Here is an 18,828-nt window from a genome sequence, read left to right as displayed (position 1 = left end):
GGCACGGTCATGAACCCGATCGACCATCCCCACGGCGGCGGCGAAGGCAAAACCAAGGGCGGCCGCAACCCGGTCACCCCCTGGGGCAAGCCGACCAAGGGCTACAAGACCCGGCGCAACAAGCGCACCACGAAATTCATTGTGAAAAGGAGAGGGTAAATAAATGGGCCGATCACTAAAAAAAGGCGTTTACATTGATGCGAAATTGCTTAAACGAGTCATTGAAACCAGGAATTCCGGGAAAAAAGAGATCATCAAGACCTGGTACCGGCGCTCCACCGTCATTCCGGAAATGGTCGGCATGACCATGGCGGTCCACAACGGCAGGAAATTCATCCCGATTTACATCACCGAGAACATGGTGGGATTGAAACTCGGCGAATTCGCCGAAACCAGAACCTTCCGCGGCCATACGTCGAAAGACAACAAAGCCGCCAAGGTGTAGGAGGTCGCGCATGAGTGAAATCGCTGTGGCCAAAGGAAAATATTTGAAGATTTCCCCTCAGAAGAGCCAGTTGATCGTCAACCTGATCAAGGGCAAGGACGCCGGCGAAGCCTTGACCATCCTGAAGTTCTCCCGGCGCAAGAAAGCGGCCGGTATCGTGATGGACATCCTGCGCTCGGCCATCGCCAACGCCCAGGTCAAGTTCCCGAACATCGACGTCGACAACCTTTACATCGCCAGGACCCATGTCGGCCAGGCGCCGTACCTGAAGCGCTTCCGGCCGGCGCCGCGCGGCCGGGCCATGCGCATCCTGAAACGCTATGCGCATATCAGCTTATACTTAGACGAAAGGAAGGGGAAATAATGGGACAGAAAACACATCCGTTCGGTTTTCGCTTGGGGTTCAACAAGGGCTGGCTCTCTTTGTGGTATGGCAAGGGACAGAATTACATCGACCAGTTCCACACCGATATCCAGATCCGAAAACGCGTCAAGGAAAAATACAAGCACGCCGGGATCGCCTCGATCGAGATCAAGCGCATCGCCGACACCATCCGCGTGCAGATCAACACGGCGCGGCCGGGCATCCTGATCGGCAAGGGCGGCTCGGGCGTCCAGGAACTGAAGAAGTTCATCAGCACCATCACCAAGAAGACCATGGACAAGATCCTGGTCGACGTCATCGAGATCCGCAACCCGGAACTGGTCGCGCAACTGATCGCCGAGGGCGTGGCCTTCCAGATCCAGCGCCGCATTTCCTACCGCCGCGCCATGCGCAAGGTGGTTGATTCAACCCTGCGCGCCGGGGCGACCGGGGTCAAGGTCAGGGTTTCCGGCCGTTTGGGCGGAGCCGAGATAGCCCGCGCCGAGTGGTACCTGGTGGGCAAGCTTCCGCTGCAGACGTTGCGGGCCGATATCGATTACGGCTTCACCGAGGCATTCACCGACTACGGCCAGATCGGCATCAAGGTCTGGGTGTACTGCGGCGACAAGGAGAAGGAGCGCTACCGCAGGCAAGAGATCGAAATAGAAGAGAAAGGAGAATAGCCATGTTAATGCCAGCGAAAGTCAAGCATCGGAAGGTTTTCCGGGGCAAACGCCGTGGCATTGCCACCAAGGGAAATAAATTGGAATTCGGCGAGTTCGGCCTGCAATCGATGGAGAACGACTGGATCACCGCCAGGCAGATCGAGGCCGGCCGCATCGCCATCAACCGTTTCATCAAGCGCGGCGGCAAGCTGTGGATCCGCGTTTTCCCTTACAAGCCGGTCACCAAGAAACCGGTCGAGGTGCGCATGGGCAAGGGCAAGGGCGACCCCGAATTCTGGGTCGACGTCATCAAGCGCGGGCGCATTCTCTATGAGCTGGAAGGCGTCAACGAGACGGTGGCCAGGGAAGCCATGAAGCTGGCGCAGCGGAAACTGCCGATCAAGACCCGGTTCATTTCGCGGCAGCAGATAGGAGCGGGACTATGAAGGTAAAAGAGATCAGAACCCTGGCGCACAGCGAGATCCAGAACAAGCTGGACGAGTTGAAGGACAAGCTGTTCAAGCAGAAGTTTCAGAAAACCCTGGGGCAGGCGGAAAGCCCCTACAAGATCAGGCAAACCAAGCGAGACATCGCCCGTTTAATGACAATACTTAAGGAAATGAGGTCCCAAGATGGAAAAGACGCCTAAAAAAGAAAAAATTGCCCGCACCCAGCAGGGCGTGGTCATGTCGGCCAAGGCCGATAAAACGGTTTCGGTAAGCGTGGAAAGGGTCGTCAGCCACCCCGCCTACAAGAAGATCATCAAGAAAAAATCGAGTTTCCTGGCCCACGACGAGGAAAGGAAATGCAAGCCGGGTGACCTGGTGACCATCAAACTGGTCCGGCCGCTCAGCAAGAACAAGCGGTGGCTGGTCACCAGCGTGACCCAGACCACCCAGAAGGAAGAGGTGCCCCAATGATCCAGATGCAGACCAAGCTGAAAGTAGCCGACAATTCCGGCGCCAAGGAAGTCATGTTCATCCGGGCCCTAGGCGGCGATGTCGGCAAGATCGCCAAAGTCGGCGACATTTTCGTCGGCTCGGTGAAGCTGGCCGAACCCAACGCCAAGATAAAGAAGGGCGACGTGATCCGGGCTGTGATTGTTCGTTCCAGCAAGGAAATCCGCCGCCGCGACGGTTCGTACATTCGCTTCTCGGACAACGCCGCCGTGATCATCGACAAGGCCAACGAGCCGGTCGGCACGCGCGTGTTCGGTCCGGTGGCCAGGGAGCTCCGCGAAAAGAAATTCATGAAAATCGTTTCCCTGGCCCCGGAGGTGATCTAAATGCAAAAATTCAAACTGAAGAAGAACGACACGGTGATCATCCAGAGCGGCCGCCGCCAGGACAAGAAAAAGACCGGCAAGATCCTGCGCATCGTCTCGGAAAAAAACCGGGTGGTGGTCGAAAAGATTCACATCATCAAGGAGTACGTGCGCGCCAATCCGCAGAAAAACATCAAGGGCGGCATCGTCGAGCGCGAGGGGGCCATCCCGATCTCCAGCGTGATGTACTATTGCAAGGAATGCGAACAGGGCGTCCGCATCGGCTACCGCGTCAGCGACGCCGGCAAGCAGCGCGTCTGCAAGAAATGTGGCGTCGTGCTGGACTAGGAGTGAATCATGAACCGTTTGTATGAAAAGTATAAAAAGGATATCCGGCCGGCGCTGATGAAGGAGCTCAATTTCCCCAACGTGATGATGGTCCCGAAACTGGACGCCATCGTCATCAACTCCGGGGTCGGCGAGGCCACCCAGAACATCAAGATTCTGGACAAGGTGATGGAGGAATTGGGCGCCATCACCGGCCAGAAACCGGCAATGCGCCGGGCCAAGAAGTCGATCGCCACTTTCCGCCTGCGCGCCGGCCAGCCGGTGGCGGCCATGGTCACCCTGCGCGGCGAACGGATGTACGATTTCATGGATCGCTTCGTCACCATCGTCATCCCGCGCATGAAGGATTTCCGCGGCATGCCCAACAAGTCCTTCGACGGCACCGGCAACTACACCATCGCCTTGAAGGACCAGCTGGTTTTCCCGGAAATCAACTTCAGCAAGGTGGAGAAATTGAAAGGCATGGGCATCACCTTCAAAACCTCGGCCAAGACCAACGCCCACGGCCTGGCCCTGCTCAAACATTTGGGCGTCCCGTTCAAGGATTAAGGAGGAACGCGTGGCAAAACTATCATCCGAAGTCAAAGAGTTGAAGAAAAAAAAGTATAAAATCCGCTATCGCACCCGCTGCCGCTTGTGCGGCCGGCCGCGGGCGGTCTACCGCAAATTCGAGCTGTGCCGGTTGTGTTTCCGCGAGTTGTCATTAAGAGGAGAAATCCCGGGTGTGACCAAGGCATCCTGGTAAGGAGATAAAATGGCGCATACAGACCCCATCGCCGACATGTTGACGCGCATGAAGAATGCCATCCTGACGGAAAAAAAGGATGTGGCCATTCCCCTGTCAACCGTCAAACTGGAAATCGCTAAGATTCTGAAAGAGGAAGGGTACATATCCAATTTCAAGGTCGACAAGACCCGGCTGCCCAACCAGCTTTTCGTGGAATTGAAATACAGCGGCAAAAAGCAGAACGTGATTGAAGGACTGAAGAGAGTATCCAAGCCCGGACGGCGCGTCTACGCCGAAGTGGACGGCATCCCCCAGGTGCTTGACGGCCTGGGCGTGGCAGTGATCTCGACCTCGCAAGGGATCGTCACCGGCAAAGAGTGCAAGAAGCGCAACATCGGCGGCGAAGTCCTCCTGTACGTCTGGTAGGAGGAAGCATGTCGCGTTTAGCATCCAAACCCGTAATTTTTGAAGCCGGAGTCACTGTCAAGGTCGATGGCGCTTGGGTCAAGGTCAAGGGGCCCAAGGGCGAGCTGTCCGTGCCAGTCCCAGAGGGCATTGAGGTCAAGATCGAGGGCAGCAATGTCCACGTCACGCGCCGCGACGACTCCTTTAAGGCCCTGCAGGGGCTGACCTGGAGTCTGGTGCGCAATGCCGTCGTCGGCGTGGCCAAGCATTTCTCACGCAAGATAGAAATCGTCGGCAAGGGCTGGCGTTCCACCGTCAAGGGCAGGGTGATCAACCTGCAGGTCGGCCATTCGCATCCGGTCGATTTCGAGCTGCCGGCCGGCGTCTCGGCCACGCAGGAAAACCCGGGCAGCTTCGTCCTGTTCTCCCACGACAAGCAGCTGCTGGGGCAGGTCTGCGCCAACATCCAGAGCATCCGGCCGGTGGAGCCGTATAAATTGAAGGGCATCAGGCTCGAGGGCCAGGTGCTGCGACAGAAAGTCAGAAAAGCGGCAGGAGTGTGATCATGATTACAGCCAAGTACAAAATTAAAAAGGTCAAGGCCACCAGGCTGCGCAACGCCCTGAAAGCGAAGATCAGGGGCACCCAGGCGCGGCCGCGGCTGATCCTGGTAAAAACCAACAAATACCTTTATTCCCAGGTCATCGACGACGCCAGCCACCAAATCCTGGCCGCCGCATCCACCCTGGAAAAGGATCTGCATGCCAAGCTGAAGAGCCCCAAGAACAAGGAAGCGGCCAAGCTCCTGGGCGAAACCATCGCCGCCAGGCTGCAGGAAAAGAACATCGCCAGCGTCGTTTTTGACCGCAACGTCTACGCTTTTGCCGGCCGCGTCAGGATCTTCACCGACGCCGCCCGGGAAAAGGGAATCCGGTTTTAAGGAGAGGCAACGTGCAGCACTACATGGATAGCAACGAACTGTTTCAAGAAGAAGTGATCTCCATCCGCCGCGTCACCAAGGTCGTCAAGGGCGGAAAAAACCTCCGCTTTTCGGCGGCGGTGGTGGTCGGGGACAAGAACGGCCAGGTGGGCATGGGCAAAGGCAAGGCGCGCGAAGTGCCGTTGGCCATCAAAAAGGCCGTTGCCGACGCCAAGAAGAACATAGTCAAGGTGCCGATCATCAACGAGACCATCCCGTATTATAAAATCGGCGCCTACGGTGCTTCCCGGGTCGTCATGCGCCCGGCTTCCCCCGGCACCGGGGTCATCGCCGGCGGGGCCGTCCGGGTGATCATGGAGCTGGCCGGAGTGAAGAACATCCTGACCAAGATCCTGCACAGCAAGAACTCGATCACCGTGGCCCGGGCCACCATGAACGGGCTGCAGAAGCTTCTCAGCCCCGACACGTTCGCCTCCAAACGAGGCAAGAGCAAGGAGGATTTATGGCAGTAAAAAAGAAGGCGGACTACCCCCGCCTGAAAATAAAACTGGTGAAGAGCCTGATCGGCCGGTCCGAGCGGCAGCAGGCGACGGTCAAGGGCCTGGGCCTGCGCAAGATCAACTCGGTGGTGATCCGCGAAAAAAGACCGGAGATACTCGGCATGATCAATAAAATCGGATTCATGTTGCACGTGGAGGAGATCGAACATGATCAATCTAAGTAACCTAAAGCCGGCCAAAGGGGCGGTGCGCAACAGGAAGCGGGTCGGGCGCGGGCCCGGTTCCGGCTACGGCGTCAACGCCGGCCGGGGCAACAACGGCCAGAAGTCCCGTTCCGGCTACCAGCACAGCCGCGGTTTCGAGGGCGGGCAGATGCCCTTGGTGCGCCGGCTGCCCAAGCGCGGCTTTACCAACATCTTCAAGAAGGAATTCAACATCGTCAACCTGGTCGACCTGGACAAATGCGGCTTGAGCGAGGTTAAGATTCAGGATTATTTCGACCAGCGCCTGGCCCACAAGCGCCGCGCCGGCATCAAGGTGCTGGCCAACGGCAAGCTGTCGCGCAAGATGACGATCCAAGCCCATCACTTTTCGCAGGCCGCCCTGGATAAGATCAAAAAGGCCGGCGGCAAGGCGGTTGTCTTTCAAGGAGAAGAAAATTGATCAGATTCATCAGAAATATTTTCGTCATTCCTGAGCTGCGCAAGCGGGTCATCTTCACGCTGCTGCTCCTCGCCGTCTACCGCATGGGCTCGCAAATCGTCACCCCCGGCTTGAATTCGGAAGCCTTGAAGCAATTTTTCGATCTGTTGAAGGGGACCTTCTTCGGATTCATGGACATGTTTTCCGGCAAAAACATCTCGCGGATGACCATTTTCGCGCTCGGGGTCATGCCCTACATCAGCGCCTCGATCATCCTGCAGCTGCTGCAGGTGGTCTGGCCCTACCTGGACCGCATCGCCAAGGAAGGCGAGCTGGGCAAGAAAAAGATCACCCAGTATACCCGCTACGGCACCGTGCTCATCTGCCTCATCCAGGGCGGCGGCATCGCCATCGGCCTGGAGCGGATGAACCCCAACGGCATCCCGGTCGTCCTCAATCCCGGCTGGGGCTTCCGCCTGCTGACCGTGCTCACCCTGACCACCGGCACGATATTCATCATGTGGTTGGGCGAACAGATATCGGAAAGGGGCATCGGCAACGGTATTTCGCTGATCATCTTCGCCGGCATCGTGGTCGGCTTGGTGCCCGGCGTGGGCAACACCATGGAGGGACTGAAAACCGGCGACATGAGCCCGCTAAAGCTGATGTTCCTGCTGGCCGTCATCGTGGTGGTCATCGCCTTCATCTGTTTCGTGGAGATGGGCCAGCGGCGCATTCCCATCACCTACGCCAAGCGCATCCAGGGCCGCAAGATGATGGGCGGGCAAAGCACCTTCCTGCCCCTGAAGGTCAACACCGGCGGCGTCATCCCGATCATTTTCGCCTCCTCGGTGATCACCTTTCCGGCCACCATCCTGCAGTTCATCAAGCACCCCATCGCCCAGAAGATCACCCAGCAGCTCACCTGGGGCATGCCCCTGTACAACCTGCTGTACATCACCTCGATCATCTTCTTCACCTATTTTTATATTTCCATCATCTTCAACCCCGCCGATGTCTCCGACAACCTCAAAAAATACGGCGGCTTCATCCCCGGCATCCGGGCCGGCAAGAACACCTCCGACTACATCGACGGCGTCCTTTCCAAGCTGACGTTCATCGGCGCCATCTACCTGGTGCTGGTCGCCCTGCTGCCCGAATTCCTGATGACCGGCTTCAAGGTCGGGGCCCTGCCGTTTGTCGGCGATTTCCTGGAAGCCAACCTGCCGCGCTGGTTCTACGAAGGCTTGAACGTCAAGTTCTACTTTGGCGGCACGTCGATTTTGATCGTCGTCGGCGTGGCCATGGACACGGTGCAGCAGATCGAATCGCAGCTGACCATGCGCAATTACGATTCTTTCTCGCGCAAGGGCAGGATCAGGGGACGGCGCGGATGAAGCGATTGATCCTGTTCGGCGCGCCGGGTTCGGGGAAAGGCACGATGGGTGATTTCATCCGGTGCGAAAGCGAGAAAGCCATTTTCATCGAAGTGAGCGAGGCTGAAGCCGTCGAACGGCTGCTGTCGCGGCTGACCTGCAGCGATTGCGGGGCCATCTTCAACCGGATGACACGTCCGCCCAAGCGCGACGGCGTCTGCGATGTCTGCGGCGGCCGCGTCGGCCAGCGTGCCGACGACAACGAGGAGGCGGTCCGCCAGCGTTTCCGTGTCTACAACGAGCGCACCATGCCGGTAATCGACTATTACGACCGCCAGCGCGTTCTGGCGCGCATCGATGGCGGCGGACCGGCCGCCCGCGTCTACGAAGCGCTCAAAGGGTTGATCGCATGATCATGCTGAAAACGGACCAGGAGCTTGCCCTGATGCGCGAGGCCAATCGCATCATCGCCGTCATCCTGAGCGAGCTGGAAGAGAAGATCAAGCCCGGCGTCACCACGCTGGAATTGGACCAGTGGGCGGAACAGCGCATCCTCAGCCTCAAGGCCCGGCCCGGTTTCAAGGGCTACCCCGGCCGCGGCGGCGCCAAGCCTTTTCCGGCCACGTTGTGCACCTCGATCAACGAGGAAGTGGTCCACGGCATCCCCTCCGCCCAGCGCCGGCTCGAGGAAGGGGACATCATCGGCATCGACGTCGGCACCATTTACAAGGACTATTACGGCGACGGGGCCTGCACCTATCCGGTGGGGGCCATCTCCGCCGGCGCCCGCGACCTGCTGGAAACCTGCCGGCAGGCGCTGCAGTTCGGCATCGAGCAGGCGCAGCCGGGGAACCACCTGGGCGACATCGCCAAGGCCATCGACGGTCACGTGCATGCCCGGGGCTTCGAGGTCGTGCGCGACCTGTCGGGGCACGGCATCGGCCGCCGCCTGCACGAGGATCCCCAGGTGCTAAACTACTACGACGGCAAGCGCGGCCCGAAGCTGAAAAGCCGCATGACGTTGGCGATCGAACCGATGATCAATGCCGGCTCGTTCGAGGTGCAGACCATGGACGATGATTGGACGGTGGTGACTCGCGACGGCAGCCTTTCCGCCCATTACGAGCATACGGTCGCCTTGACCGACAACGGCGCCGAGATCTTGACGAGGATATGATGGCCAACAAGGAAAAAGATGTCATCGAGGTCAAGGGCGTGATCCTGGAATCGATGCCCAATGCCATGTTTCTGGTGGAGCTGGAAACCAGCCACCATCGCATCACCGCGCACCCGTCTGGAAAAATGCGCAAGAACAACATCCGCATCCTGCCCGGAGACAAGATACTCCTGGAGATATCGCCCTACGACATCACCAGGGGACGGATTATTTACAGGTTTAAATAGGAGGCATATGTGAAAGTCAGAGCATCGGTAAAAAAGATTTGCACCAATTGCAAGATAGTCAAGCGCAAGGGCGTGGTGCGCGTGATCTGCAAGGATCCGAAGCACAAGCAAAGACAAGGATAAGGAGGCAAAGTGGCTAGAATCGCCGGAATCGAAATCCCCAATCACAAGCGGGTGGAAGTTGGCTTGACCTACATCTACGGAATTGGCCGTCCCAAGTCCAGGCTGATACTGGAAAGTGTCAAGGTCGATCTGAACAAAAAAATCAAGGATCTGACCGCCGAAGAACTAAGCCGGATCCGCAAGCATATTGAATCGGACGAGATGGTCGAGGGCGACCTGAAAAAGAAGGTCAACCAGGACATCAAGCGTCTGATGGATATCAACTGCTACCGGGGCCGCAGGCACAAGCGCGGCCTGCCGGTCCGCGGCCAGAGAACCAAGACCAACGCCCGGACGCGCAAGGGCCCGCGCGGCTCGATGATCAAGAAGAAGAAATAAGGGAGAAAGCCGATGGCACAAAGAAAAAGCAGTACCAAGACGAAAAAGAAGGAAAAGCGGACGATCGATCACGGCATCATGTTCATCCACTCCACCTTTAACAATACCATCATCACCATCACCGACCCCGAAGGCAAGGTGCTGGCCTGGGCTTCGGGTGGGATGGTGGGGTTCAAGGGCTCTAGGAAATCGACCCCCTTCGCCGCCCAGCTGGCTGCGGAGAAGGCGTTGAAGGATGCCGAAAATTTCGGCCTGCGCACGCTGGATGTCCGCGTCAAGGGGCCCGGCGTCGGGCGCGAAAGCGCGATCCGCTCGATCGGCGGCACCGCTTTCCAGGTGAAGTCGATCAAGGATGTCACCCCGATTCCGCATAACGGCTGCCGGCCGCCGAAAAAGAGACGGGTGTAAGGAGGAGCAACGTGGGAAAATATACTGGATCTTTATGTCGTTTATGCCGCGCCGAGGGCAAGAAATTATTTCTCAAGGGCAGACGCTGCCTGAGCGATAAATGCGGGGTCGAGCACAAGAACTACCCGCCCGGGATGAAGGGGTCGCGGGTGAGCTTCCGCAAGAGCCATTACAAGCTCCAGTTGCGCGAAAAGCAGAAGGTGAAGCGCTTCTACGGCGTGAGCGAGCGGCAGTTTTCCAATGTATTCGCCGCCGCCACCCAGAAAAAGGGCATTACCGGCGAGAACCTGCTCAAGAACCTGGAGCTGCGCCTGGACAACGTCGTCTACCGCATGAATTTCGCCTATTCGCGCAACCACTCGCGGCAGATGATCCGCCACGGTTTCTTCGGCGTCAACGGCAAGAAGGTCAACATTCCTTCCTACATCGTGGGCGTCAACGATGAAATCTCGTTCCGCGAAAAGAAACGGAACGCCGAGAATGTGAAAGCCATGATCGAGGATGTCAAGGGGCTGGTCGAAGTGCCGGGCTGGCTGATCGTCGACAGCTCTACTTTCAGCGGCAAGGTCAACGCTCTTCCCAGCCGTGATGACGTTTCCCTGAAAGAGATCGAAGAACGCCTGATCGTCGAGCTGTACTCGAAATAAGGAGGGACTCATGAATTTGAAATACCAGCGCCCCCGGAAGTTGGATGTTGAGGAATTGACTCCCAATTACGGACGCTTTACCGCCGAGCCTTTCGAACGCGGCTACGGCACGACCATCGGCATCTCCCTGCGCCGGGTCCTGCTCTCGCTGATCGAAGGCGCGGCCATCACCGCCATCCGCATCGATGGCGTACTGCACGAATTTTCGATCATCCCGGGAATCTACGAAGACGTGCTGAACATCATTTTAAATATGAAGACCATTCCGCTCAAGATGACCGGCGACGAGAGCAAGGTGGTGACCATCGACAAGACGGGCTCGGGCGAGATCCTTTCCGGGGACATCGTCACCGACGGCAGCATCGAGATCCTGGACAAGAACATTCATCTGGCCTACATGGAAGATGGCGCCAAGTTCAAGGCCGAGATCGTCATCAAGCGCGGTCTGGGTTTCAAGTTGTCCGACCAGAATTTCGACGAGACGCTACCGGTCGACTTCATCCCGGTCGACGCCAATTTTAACCCGGTGGAGAAAGTCAATTACACCATCCAGCCGTCGCGCGTGGGCAAGACCACCGACTACGAGAAGCTGGCCATCGAGGTCTGGACCAACGGCAGCATCTCGCCCAAGGAAGCCCTGACCCGCTCGGGCAAGATCCTGCGCGAGCACCTGGTGGTCTTCATCGACTATCCGGATAAGGAAAAGCTCAAGGTCGGCGGGGAGCAGGAAGGCGACGCCGACATCGAAAGCAAGACCGAGTACCTGGAAAAATCCGTCGAATCGATGGGGTTGTCGGTGCGGGCCCTGAAATGCCTGAAGCGCCTCGGCGTGGACTACATTTTCGAACTGGTGGAGAAGACCGAGCACGAACTGTTGAACTCCAAGAACTTCGGCAAGAAATCGCTCGAAGAGATCATCGGCAAGCTGACCGAATACAACCTCGGTCTCGGGCAGAAAATCCCCGAGGCCCTGCGTTCCGAATTCAAGGAAAAGTTCCAGAAGAAAAACATCATCGAGGTCATGGAGGACTAGCAACATGAGACATGCCAAGGACGGATACAAACTGCGGCGCGATCCGGCTCATCGCCGGGCACTGCTGCGCAACCTGACCGCCAGCGTGGTCGAAAAGAACCGCGTCACCACCACCCTGGCCAAGGCCAAGGCGGTCCAGCCCATCGTCGAAAAGATGATCGGCCTGGGCAAGTCGGGAACCCTGGCCGACAAGCGCCGGGCGTTCGCCTACTTTTTCAAGCGCCAAACTGTGAAGACGCTCTTCGATGAAGTGGCCCCGCGCTTTATGGACCGCCAGGGCGGCTACACGCGCATCATCCGCAGCGATTTCCGCAAAGGGGACGGCGCCGAGACAGCGATCCTCGAATTCGTCGATTATCAGTTCGTGCCCAAGGAAAAAAAGAAAAAAGAAAAAAAGGCGCCAAAAAAATGAACGCGGGCGGGCATAGCTCAATGGTAGAGTACAAGCTTCCCAAGCTTGGTGTTGCGGGTTCAAATCCCGTTGCCCGCTTTTTTCCAGTTTTGATCTAAGGAGTTCCCATGGCAGTATTTTCCCAGAAAAAAAGTCCCGAGCCGTCGCTACCCGCCCCGGCCGCGCCGGCTTCCGCCAACCAGTCTTCCTTGATCGGCAACACCCTGCTGATCAAGGGCGAAGTATTTTCCGATGACGAGATCCTGATCGAGGGCAAGGTCCAGGGCAGCATCAACGTCAAGAATCGGCTGATCATCGGCGTGAACGGCAACGTGGAAGCCGAAATCAGCGCCCGGGAAGTGATCATCAAGGGCAAGGTCACCGGCAACGTCAAGGGCGGCCAGCGGGTGGAGATCGTCCCCTCCGGCGTGCTGCACGGCAACATCAACGCGCCGCGGGTGGTCATCGCCGACAGCGGCGTATTCGAGGGCAATATCGAAATGCACGGCCGCGACGAGAAAGGCAAAGGCCGGGATGAGGCTCCCGCCACCCAGTCCCACAAAGGGACGGGTGAAGCCACCCAGCCGGCCGAAACCGGCGAACACCACAGCCCCTATCTGAAAAGCAAGAAGTAATGCCCTCTCCCACAAGGGGAGGGGCGAAGACGCCCTCCTGGTTCCTGCTGCTGGAGACGGAACCCAGGCCAGCGGCCGAGAACATGGCTCGGGACGAATACCTGTTCCGGCTGTGCCATGAAGCACGATGCGGATTTCTCAGGATCTACTCGTGGGCGCGGCCGACGTTCTCGACCGGTGTTTCCCAGAAAGCCGCCAAGGCCCTGAACCTGGACTTCATCAGAGCGAACGGCTGCGATTACGTGCGGCGCATCACTGGCGGCAAGACCGTGCTCCACGATCATGAGATTACCTACGCCATCGCCTCGTCCGAGGACCTGTTCTTCAAGGAACACGACCTGCACCAATCCTACTTGCTGATTTCGCGGGTGCTTGTCCAAGCCCTGCGTTCACTCGGTGTGGAAGCCGTCCTTTCCCAGGGCAGCCCCTCCGAGCTTTCGCGTAGCCACAATCCCTGTTTTTCATTTCCCACTCCCAACGAAATCGAGGTCAACGGCAGGAAAATAATCGGCTCGGCCCAGAAAAGGGACAAGCAGGCCCTGCTGCAGCACGGCTCCATCCCGCTGACGATGAACTATGACCGCCATGCCGCCGGCGCCAATTTCAACCCCGAGCTGCTCGCGCGCAGCATGACTACCTGGAGCGACATCTCCGGGCGCAGCTGCGAGGATTTGACCGCCGCCCTGGTGGAGAGTTTCCGGTCCTTTGTCGGCGGCGATTTTTCCCCGCTGGAATTCAGCCGGGAAGACCAGCAGCAGCTGGCGGCGCTGGCCGATAAATACAGTTCCGATGCCTGGAACCTGGTTCTGTAGCCTCTGCCTTTTGTTGAGCCTGGGATTAGGGGCTGTGCCGGTCCGCAGCCATGAGATCCAACTGCGGCGCAACGATTACCCCGCCCCCCCCGATCCGCAGTTCCTGCGTGCCCAGGGCTTCGCCAAGCTCATCGTGCGCGTGTTCAGCGACGATGAAAAAAATGGCGGCCTCTATTTTGCCAACTCCTCCTTCAAGGTGGTGCGGCCGCTGCTGGACGATTGGGCGCCACGTTTCGGACGCAACGAGGTCGGGCTCTGGGCCTGGATGGGCGGCCGTTTTTTCAAATGGTTCAACGATTCCCGTTACCTGGACCTGGAATGGCAGGACGGTCACAGGCGCATTATTCCCAAGCTCGATCTGTTCAATCCCGACGCCGAGCGGATCATCGTCACCATGTTTAGCGAGCTGGCGCGAAAGCCGGTCCAGGGCATCCTGATCCAGGACGACCTGGTGTTGCGCCGCAGCGAGGGCTTCTCCAACTGGGGCAAGGCCTGTTTTGCCCGGGCCACCGGCTGGCCCGCCGACGAGCACCTGATGGCTCAGGGCAACAGCGTCCAAAGCCGGGCCTGGGAGCGGCTGAAGTGCGAACGGGTGGCGCAGCTGCTTGACAGAATAATCGTCGCCTGCAAGGCGCTCAATCCTCAATTGAAAATCGGCATGAACCTCCATTACGAAATACCCTTGGCTCCGGAGCAGGGGCGCTCCTGGTACGCCCACGACCTGCCGGCCCTGGCCGCGAGTTCGCTCGACTATTTCTACCTGATGGCCTACCAGCGGCAGATCCAAAGCGAGCTGAACCTGAATGAGGCCGATAACAAGGACTATTTTGCTAGGATGACCGCCGCCGCCCTGCAATGCTTCGGGTCCAGGCTGGTGGTCAAGCTTCAGGTGCGAGACTGGCAGACCAGCGAATTGATTCCCCTGGCGGAACTTAAATCCTACTACGACCTGATCCCGGCCGGCGTCGAGCGCGTCTGTTTCGCCGCCGCTGATCCCGACGACATTCCCCTGATTGCGAAAATAATCAACCCGACCAGGTAGGCGCGGGAAGATTGAATATTTGACAATTAACGAGAAAGTAATTATAGTAAAACCAACAGATAATTGGCTTTTTATTTTATGCGATTTTTTCTTTGACCGCCGACTGGTTTTTTCTATAAGAAACGCTGCAGGCAAGGGGGCAGTTTTAAGATAGTCGCTACAATTTGCAATTTGAAAAATTTATTTTGATTGGGTATTATCCGTACATTCAGGTATGCGAAAACGGCTATCTGCAGACCGGTTATCCGGAGAGCTAAATGAGAATTGATATGCTGAAAAAACTGTTGGCATTGGGGACCCTTGTGGCGTTTTCTTTCCTGGTGCTGTTCAATGATTATGTGTATAGCCAGGCGGAGACGCCTTTGTCGAAGGCCCAGGCCTTGTTTTTCCAGGGCAAGTACAACGAGGCGGTGCAGGTGCTCGATATCTACATCGGCGAAATCAAGGCCAAGCCGGAGCAGAAGTCGAACCTGGCCGCCGCCTGGTACCTCCTGGCCAATATATACTACGAGGTTGGCGATGACCCCAAATGTGACGAAGCATTGCTCAAGGTCTTCTCCACCCTTCCCGGTTTCGACCGCGACGCGTCCAACTACGGGTTCAGGGAACGGGTGATGAAGGCCAAGGCGCAGTTGGCCGGGAACCTTCCCGTCGCGGCCGAGACGACTACAAAGCCGGTCATCCCGCAGAAGAAGAGCGAACCCAAGACCGTAGAACAACAGCCAAAGGTCGAGCCACAGGCCGTTGAGATGCCGAAACAGGGCGCCTCTGCGGTGGTGAAGAAAAAAAAGAAATTCCCCCTGCTTCTGGTCATATTGGGAGTTGGTGCAGTGGTTGTCTTAATTGTGCTGCTGACCAAGAAAAAAAAGCTAACCCTGACGGTTAACCTTGGCGTTGGTACCATCGGTTTCCCGGGGGTTACGACTATTTACACCAAGGGTCAAGTCATCAATTACAGCTACAGTTCCCAAGCGGACTATGGCAGTCTGCAAGTCAAGCTCGACAATGCCGTGGTTTCGGCCAGTGGTTTCGTAACCATGGACAGGGACCATGTGTTGGACGTTTCTGCCATTAAGCTCACCCTGACGGTATCCTCGCCCAATGGCGGTGAGAAATGGCGCGTTGGGACAAATCACAATATAACTTGGGCCTCGACCGGATCAATTGCCAACGTGAAAATCGAATATTCGACAAACAATGGATCGTCTTGGAATCTTATCTCAGGATCATCGTCCAACAATGGGAATTATACCTGGACTGTTCCTAATGCTCTTTCTTCAACTTGCCTTGTACTTGTCAGCAATATTGCTAATACAGCCGTGAATGACAGAAGCGATAATGCTTTTTTAATTATTGAACCACCTTCACCACCATCCGTTCTTACACTGTATAATGGAGAGAGTTATGATTTTTCTAATGGATCACGTGGTTACTGCACTGGAGGTGATTTCTATTATTCTTCAAGTGGATCTGGATTTTGGTCGAATAATTTTGGTCAAAGGGGAATAATTGATCTTGGCCCCCAACCAGGCATCGCACTTGAAGATATATCGATTCCTTCGTCAGGATACACTCGGAATGGGGTGGCTGCAATTGTAAATCATGTCTATGTTTCATTGGCGATGGAAGGTGAAGAGGGGCATTATATTGTTTTTATTGTCACAAGTCTTACAACAAGTAGTTGTACCATCGCTTGGTTATATCGTTGACAACTGTTAATTCTTTTCACTATGTCATATTAAAGTTGTAAATTAGAAATCGGCACTCCAATTCAGGCCTCCCTTGCGGGCGGCACACCCATCCGGTTGGCCAAAAGCAGGCTAATGCCTGGGGCTTATATGATATGCTGGGTAATGTCGAGGAGTGGTGCCAGGACTGGGATGGGTACTATAGTGGTGAGTATCAGACCGATCCGACTGGGCCGGTAAGCGGCACCCAACGCGTGATGCGGGGTGGTTGCTTTTTCCACGAAGCCCAGTATGTTCGTAGCGCCGCTCGCAACCGCATTAACCCCGATTATTATGGCGGCAGCATTGGTTTACGCCTGGCGAGGACAGGTGAATAACCTTGTGCTTTTTTGCTTTTCTACCTTTTGCTTGTTTTTATCCAGTTTCCGGCCAAGCCACAGCCATTTCCGAGCCACTCTGGAGGCGGCCCTCAGAATCTGGGGATCCAAACTGGACGTCAAACTGCAGGTGCGTAACTGGCGCAGCAGCGCCCCGATCCACCTCAACGAATTGAAATCATTTTACGACCTGATCCCGGCCGGCGTCGAGCGCGTCTGTTTCGCCGCCGCTGATCCCGACGACATTCCCCTGATTGCGAAAATAATCAACCCGACCAGGTAGGCGCGGGAAGATTGAATATTTGACAATAAATGAGAAAATAATTATAGTGAAAACTAAAAGATAATGGGAAAATCATGATTCAAGCCTTTTTAGCGACTAAAGAATTTGATACTTGTGAAACAGGCGGCAATGATACAAAAAAGGAATGATTATGAATGATCTTCCAGTGATCCCGGGATACAGAATCATTAAAATGCTGGGCCAGGGCGGGATGGCCGACGTATACGAAGCAGTGCAGGAAAACCTGGACCGCAGGGTGGCTATCAAGGTAATCATTCCCGATCTTTTTCGCGACACGAGTTTTTCCGCCCGCTTCGTCAAGGAGGCGCAGACCGCGGCCAAACTGAGCCACCAGCATGTTCTGCATATCTACGACGTGGGCGCCACGCGCAACTGCCACTATATCGTCATGGAGTGTTTGCAGAAAAGTTTAAAGGAGCGGCTTAAGCAGGGAGCGCTGGCACCCGATGTTGCCCTGCGCATCATGCTCACTATGGGGCAGGCCCTGGATTACGCCCACCAGAAAGGGTTCGTCCACCGCGACATCAAGCCCGACAACATCCTGTTCCGCGAGGACGGCACTCCTGTCCTGACCGATTTCGGCATCGTCAAGGCGCTGGACTCCACGACAAAACTGACACGCACCGGCATGTGGGTGGGCACACCACATTATATGAGCCCCGAACAGATCCGCGGTGCTGACATCGACGGTCGGGCCGATTTCTATAGCCTGGGGATCGTCTTTTACGAAATGCTCATCGGCAAAGTGCCTTACGAAGCCACCGATCCCATCGCCGTCTGTATGAAGCAGATGAATGAACCCCTTCCGGTCCTGCCCGCTTCCCTGTCACGCTACCAGCCGCTTCTGGAAGGACTCCTGGCCAAGGACCCGGAGCAACGGGTAGCTTCTAGTGGCGAATTGCAGAGGTTGATCGACGGATTGATCGGTGAGTTCCAAAAGCCATCCGAGATAAAAAAACCGTCCGGTCCACTTCCGGAGACTGATAAGGCATGTCACACCATCCCCCTGAAAACCCTTGCGTACAATTTCCGCGACCGTGCGGCCGCTGTCGGAAAAAACCGCCATCGCCTGGTCCCCTGGCTGGTGGGTTCATTGGTAGTTGTGATGTTGATTGTGGTAGTGGTGTGGAACAAACAGAGCAATAATGCCAACGTAGGGGAGATTCCCCCTGGCGGGGACAAGCGTGAAACGCCCTTAAAACTTCCCGAAACGAAAATCATTCAACCGCAGCCAGAAGACCCGGAAACAATAAAAAAACGCGAACAGTTGGCTGCCAACGAAGCGGAGAAGCAACGGTTGGCTGCAGAACAGGCTAAAAATAAAAGGATAGTGCAAGAAGAAATAGAACGACAAGCAATCGCGGCAAAAAACCAGTTTCTGAAAGCGGAGGCAACTAAAAAACAGCGGGAAGAGCAGGAGCGGCAGCGGCTTGAGGAAGAGCAAAAAGCAATAGTGAATAAGCAAAAAGAAGCGGAAGCGGCACGATTGGCCGCAGAAAACATGCAGAAAACCCAGTCAGTCCAGAGCAGTACCACAGATATTCCTCAAAAAAAAGAATTGAAAAGGATCGGTTTGTTTGAGCTGGACTCACAACTCACCCAAGAATACGGCCAAAAACTTCAGCGCATTATAATTTCGCTGGCCATGGAAAACATAAACGCATTCGGGCAAATTTCCGTTCGGCTCAATGTCGATGGCGCTGGGAAAATATCGATCAATTCTATGGATACGCAGTTGTTGATGGTTGATCCGCCAAACCTGACAATGCAGGTGCAAGCGCTGATTTCCCGAGCGTTTACGGCAGTGGAGCTCCTTCCCCCCAGGAACCGTTATGGCCAGGCAGTCATCCTGGAAAATTGGCGGCTGAGTTTAAAAGTTGTCACCCTGGCTGGGAAAATTACTCTCATCA

General features: G+C 56.3%; 34 protein-coding genes and 1 tRNA gene. All 35 read left to right on the top strand.

Annotated features, from left to right (window positions below; genetic code table 11):
* The coding region (gene rplB, locus NTW95_09775; protein MCX6557699.1) for a 50S ribosomal protein L2 at positions 1–159 on the top strand (159 nt) is incomplete at its 5' end.
* Positions 160–163: 4 nt separating this feature from the next.
* The gene (rpsS, locus tag NTW95_09770) at positions 164–445 is read left to right on the top strand and encodes a 30S ribosomal protein S19 (protein ID MCX6557698.1); all 282 of its coding nucleotides are present in this window, start codon (positions 164–166) and stop codon (positions 443–445) included.
* A gap of 10 nt (positions 446–455) precedes the next feature.
* Positions 456–809 carry a 50S ribosomal protein L22 gene (gene rplV, locus NTW95_09765; protein MCX6557697.1) on the top strand — a complete coding sequence of 118 codons (354 nt, stop codon included), beginning with the start codon at positions 456–458 and terminating at the stop codon, positions 807–809.
* Positions 809–1,492, top strand: coding sequence for a 30S ribosomal protein S3 (gene rpsC, locus NTW95_09760; GenBank protein ID MCX6557696.1), 684 nt, complete (start codon positions 809–811; stop codon positions 1,490–1,492). The genes rplV and rpsC overlap by 1 nt, the downstream gene beginning before the upstream one ends.
* A 2-nt stretch (positions 1,493–1,494) precedes the next feature.
* Positions 1,495–1,920: a 50S ribosomal protein L16 gene (rplP, locus tag NTW95_09755; GenBank protein MCX6557695.1), complete on the top strand. Its 426-nt coding sequence runs from the start codon at positions 1,495–1,497 to the stop codon at positions 1,918–1,920.
* The gene (gene rpmC, locus NTW95_09750; protein MCX6557694.1) at positions 1,917–2,123 is read left to right on the top strand and encodes a 50S ribosomal protein L29; all 207 of its coding nucleotides are present in this window, start codon (positions 1,917–1,919) and stop codon (positions 2,121–2,123) included. The genes rplP and rpmC overlap by 4 nt, the downstream gene beginning before the upstream one ends.
* Entirely contained in the window at positions 2,107–2,394 is a 288-nt protein-coding gene (rpsQ, locus tag NTW95_09745) for a 30S ribosomal protein S17 (protein ID MCX6557693.1), read from the top strand. Before rpmC ends, rpsQ begins: the two co-directional genes overlap by 17 nt.
* Entirely contained in the window at positions 2,391–2,759 is a 369-nt protein-coding gene (gene rplN / locus NTW95_09740; protein ID MCX6557692.1) for a 50S ribosomal protein L14, read from the top strand. Before rpsQ ends, rplN begins: the two co-directional genes overlap by 4 nt.
* Positions 2,760–3,086: a 50S ribosomal protein L24 gene (gene rplX, locus NTW95_09735; protein MCX6557691.1), complete on the top strand. Its 327-nt coding sequence runs from the start codon at positions 2,760–2,762 to the stop codon at positions 3,084–3,086.
* A gap of 9 nt (positions 3,087–3,095) precedes the next feature.
* Positions 3,096–3,635: a 50S ribosomal protein L5 gene (gene rplE, locus NTW95_09730; protein ID MCX6557690.1), complete on the top strand. Its 540-nt coding sequence runs from the start codon at positions 3,096–3,098 to the stop codon at positions 3,633–3,635.
* A 10-nt stretch (positions 3,636–3,645) separates the two neighbouring features.
* A complete protein-coding gene (locus tag NTW95_09725) occupies positions 3,646–3,831 on the top strand; it encodes a type Z 30S ribosomal protein S14 (GenBank protein MCX6557689.1) in 186 nt (61 codons plus the stop codon).
* A 9-nt stretch (positions 3,832–3,840) separates the two neighbouring features.
* Positions 3,841–4,239, top strand: a complete 399-nt coding sequence (gene rpsH, locus NTW95_09720) for a 30S ribosomal protein S8 (protein MCX6557688.1) — start codon at positions 3,841–3,843, stop codon at positions 4,237–4,239.
* 8 nt (positions 4,240–4,247) lie between these two features.
* On the top strand, positions 4,248–4,781 hold the full coding sequence (gene rplF / locus NTW95_09715; GenBank protein MCX6557687.1) for a 50S ribosomal protein L6: 534 nt from the start codon (positions 4,248–4,250) through the stop codon (positions 4,779–4,781).
* Positions 4,782–4,783: 2 nt separating this feature from the next.
* Positions 4,784–5,158 (top strand): 50S ribosomal protein L18, encoded by a 375-nt coding sequence (rplR, locus tag NTW95_09710; GenBank protein ID MCX6557686.1) that lies wholly within the window; start codon positions 4,784–4,786, stop codon positions 5,156–5,158.
* An 11-nt stretch (positions 5,159–5,169) separates the two neighbouring features.
* Positions 5,170–5,670 carry a 30S ribosomal protein S5 gene (gene rpsE / locus NTW95_09705; protein ID MCX6557685.1) on the top strand — a complete coding sequence of 167 codons (501 nt, stop codon included), beginning with the start codon at positions 5,170–5,172 and terminating at the stop codon, positions 5,668–5,670.
* On the top strand, positions 5,661–5,882 hold the full coding sequence (rpmD, locus tag NTW95_09700) for a 50S ribosomal protein L30 (GenBank protein ID MCX6557684.1): 222 nt from the start codon (positions 5,661–5,663) through the stop codon (positions 5,880–5,882). The genes rpsE and rpmD overlap by 10 nt, the downstream gene beginning before the upstream one ends.
* The gene (gene rplO, locus NTW95_09695) at positions 5,869–6,321 is read left to right on the top strand and encodes a 50S ribosomal protein L15 (protein MCX6557683.1); all 453 of its coding nucleotides are present in this window, start codon (positions 5,869–5,871) and stop codon (positions 6,319–6,321) included. The genes rpmD and rplO overlap by 14 nt, the downstream gene beginning before the upstream one ends.
* A complete protein-coding gene (secY, locus tag NTW95_09690; protein MCX6557682.1) occupies positions 6,318–7,697 on the top strand; it encodes a preprotein translocase subunit SecY in 1,380 nt (459 codons plus the stop codon). The genes rplO and secY overlap by 4 nt, the downstream gene beginning before the upstream one ends.
* On the top strand, positions 7,694–8,089 hold the full coding sequence (locus tag NTW95_09685) for a nucleoside monophosphate kinase (protein MCX6557681.1): 396 nt from the start codon (positions 7,694–7,696) through the stop codon (positions 8,087–8,089). Before secY ends, NTW95_09685 begins: the two co-directional genes overlap by 4 nt.
* Positions 8,086–8,853, top strand: coding sequence for a type I methionyl aminopeptidase (gene map, locus NTW95_09680; protein MCX6557680.1), 768 nt, complete (start codon positions 8,086–8,088; stop codon positions 8,851–8,853). The genes NTW95_09685 and map overlap by 4 nt, the downstream gene beginning before the upstream one ends.
* Entirely contained in the window at positions 8,853–9,080 is a 228-nt protein-coding gene (gene infA, locus NTW95_09675) for a translation initiation factor IF-1 (GenBank protein MCX6557679.1), read from the top strand. Before map ends, infA begins: the two co-directional genes overlap by 1 nt.
* A gap of 9 nt (positions 9,081–9,089) precedes the next feature.
* Positions 9,090–9,203 carry a 50S ribosomal protein L36 gene (gene rpmJ / locus NTW95_09670; GenBank protein MCX6557678.1) on the top strand — a complete coding sequence of 38 codons (114 nt, stop codon included), beginning with the start codon at positions 9,090–9,092 and terminating at the stop codon, positions 9,201–9,203.
* A 9-nt stretch (positions 9,204–9,212) separates the two neighbouring features.
* Positions 9,213–9,581, top strand: coding sequence for a 30S ribosomal protein S13 (gene rpsM / locus NTW95_09665; protein MCX6557677.1), 369 nt, complete (start codon positions 9,213–9,215; stop codon positions 9,579–9,581).
* 12 nt (positions 9,582–9,593) lie between these two features.
* Positions 9,594–9,989, top strand: a complete 396-nt coding sequence (gene rpsK / locus NTW95_09660; protein MCX6557676.1) for a 30S ribosomal protein S11 — start codon at positions 9,594–9,596, stop codon at positions 9,987–9,989.
* A gap of 11 nt (positions 9,990–10,000) precedes the next feature.
* Positions 10,001–10,636: a 30S ribosomal protein S4 gene (gene rpsD, locus NTW95_09655; GenBank protein ID MCX6557675.1), complete on the top strand. Its 636-nt coding sequence runs from the start codon at positions 10,001–10,003 to the stop codon at positions 10,634–10,636.
* Between the two features lie 10 nt (positions 10,637–10,646).
* Positions 10,647–11,669: a DNA-directed RNA polymerase subunit alpha gene (locus NTW95_09650; protein MCX6557674.1), complete on the top strand. Its 1,023-nt coding sequence runs from the start codon at positions 10,647–10,649 to the stop codon at positions 11,667–11,669.
* Between the two features lie 4 nt (positions 11,670–11,673).
* Positions 11,674–12,081, top strand: a complete 408-nt coding sequence (rplQ, locus tag NTW95_09645) for a 50S ribosomal protein L17 (GenBank protein MCX6557673.1) — start codon at positions 11,674–11,676, stop codon at positions 12,079–12,081.
* Between the two features lie 6 nt (positions 12,082–12,087).
* Positions 12,088–12,159: transfer RNA gene (locus NTW95_09640), tRNA-Gly, on the top strand.
* A gap of 29 nt (positions 12,160–12,188) precedes the next feature.
* Positions 12,189–12,695: a polymer-forming cytoskeletal protein gene (locus NTW95_09635; GenBank protein MCX6557672.1), complete on the top strand. Its 507-nt coding sequence runs from the start codon at positions 12,189–12,191 to the stop codon at positions 12,693–12,695.
* Positions 12,695–13,507, top strand: coding sequence for a lipoate--protein ligase family protein (locus NTW95_09630; protein ID MCX6557671.1), 813 nt, complete (start codon positions 12,695–12,697; stop codon positions 13,505–13,507). Before NTW95_09635 ends, NTW95_09630 begins: the two co-directional genes overlap by 1 nt.
* A gap of 13 nt (positions 13,508–13,520) precedes the next feature.
* A complete protein-coding gene (locus NTW95_09625) occupies positions 13,521–14,549 on the top strand; it encodes a hypothetical protein (GenBank protein ID MCX6557670.1) in 1,029 nt (342 codons plus the stop codon).
* A 269-nt stretch (positions 14,550–14,818) separates the two neighbouring features.
* Positions 14,819–16,258 (top strand): hypothetical protein, encoded by a 1,440-nt coding sequence (locus NTW95_09620; protein MCX6557669.1) that lies wholly within the window; start codon positions 14,819–14,821, stop codon positions 16,256–16,258.
* Positions 16,259–16,299: 41 nt separating this feature from the next.
* A complete protein-coding gene (locus tag NTW95_09615) occupies positions 16,300–16,614 on the top strand; it encodes a formylglycine-generating enzyme family protein (protein ID MCX6557668.1) in 315 nt (104 codons plus the stop codon).
* Between the two features lie 31 nt (positions 16,615–16,645).
* Entirely contained in the window at positions 16,646–16,897 is a 252-nt protein-coding gene (locus NTW95_09610; protein MCX6557667.1) for a hypothetical protein, read from the top strand.
* A 145-nt stretch (positions 16,898–17,042) separates the two neighbouring features.
* A partial coding sequence (locus tag NTW95_09605; GenBank protein ID MCX6557666.1) for a serine/threonine-protein kinase occupies positions 17,043–18,828 on the top strand: 1,786 nt, incomplete at its 3' end.

The organism is Candidatus Aminicenantes bacterium, assembly GCA_026393795.1.
GTDB lineage: Bacteria > Acidobacteriota > Aminicenantia > UBA2199 > UBA2199 > UBA2199.
This window is presented reverse-complemented; position numbering and strand designations above follow the sequence as displayed.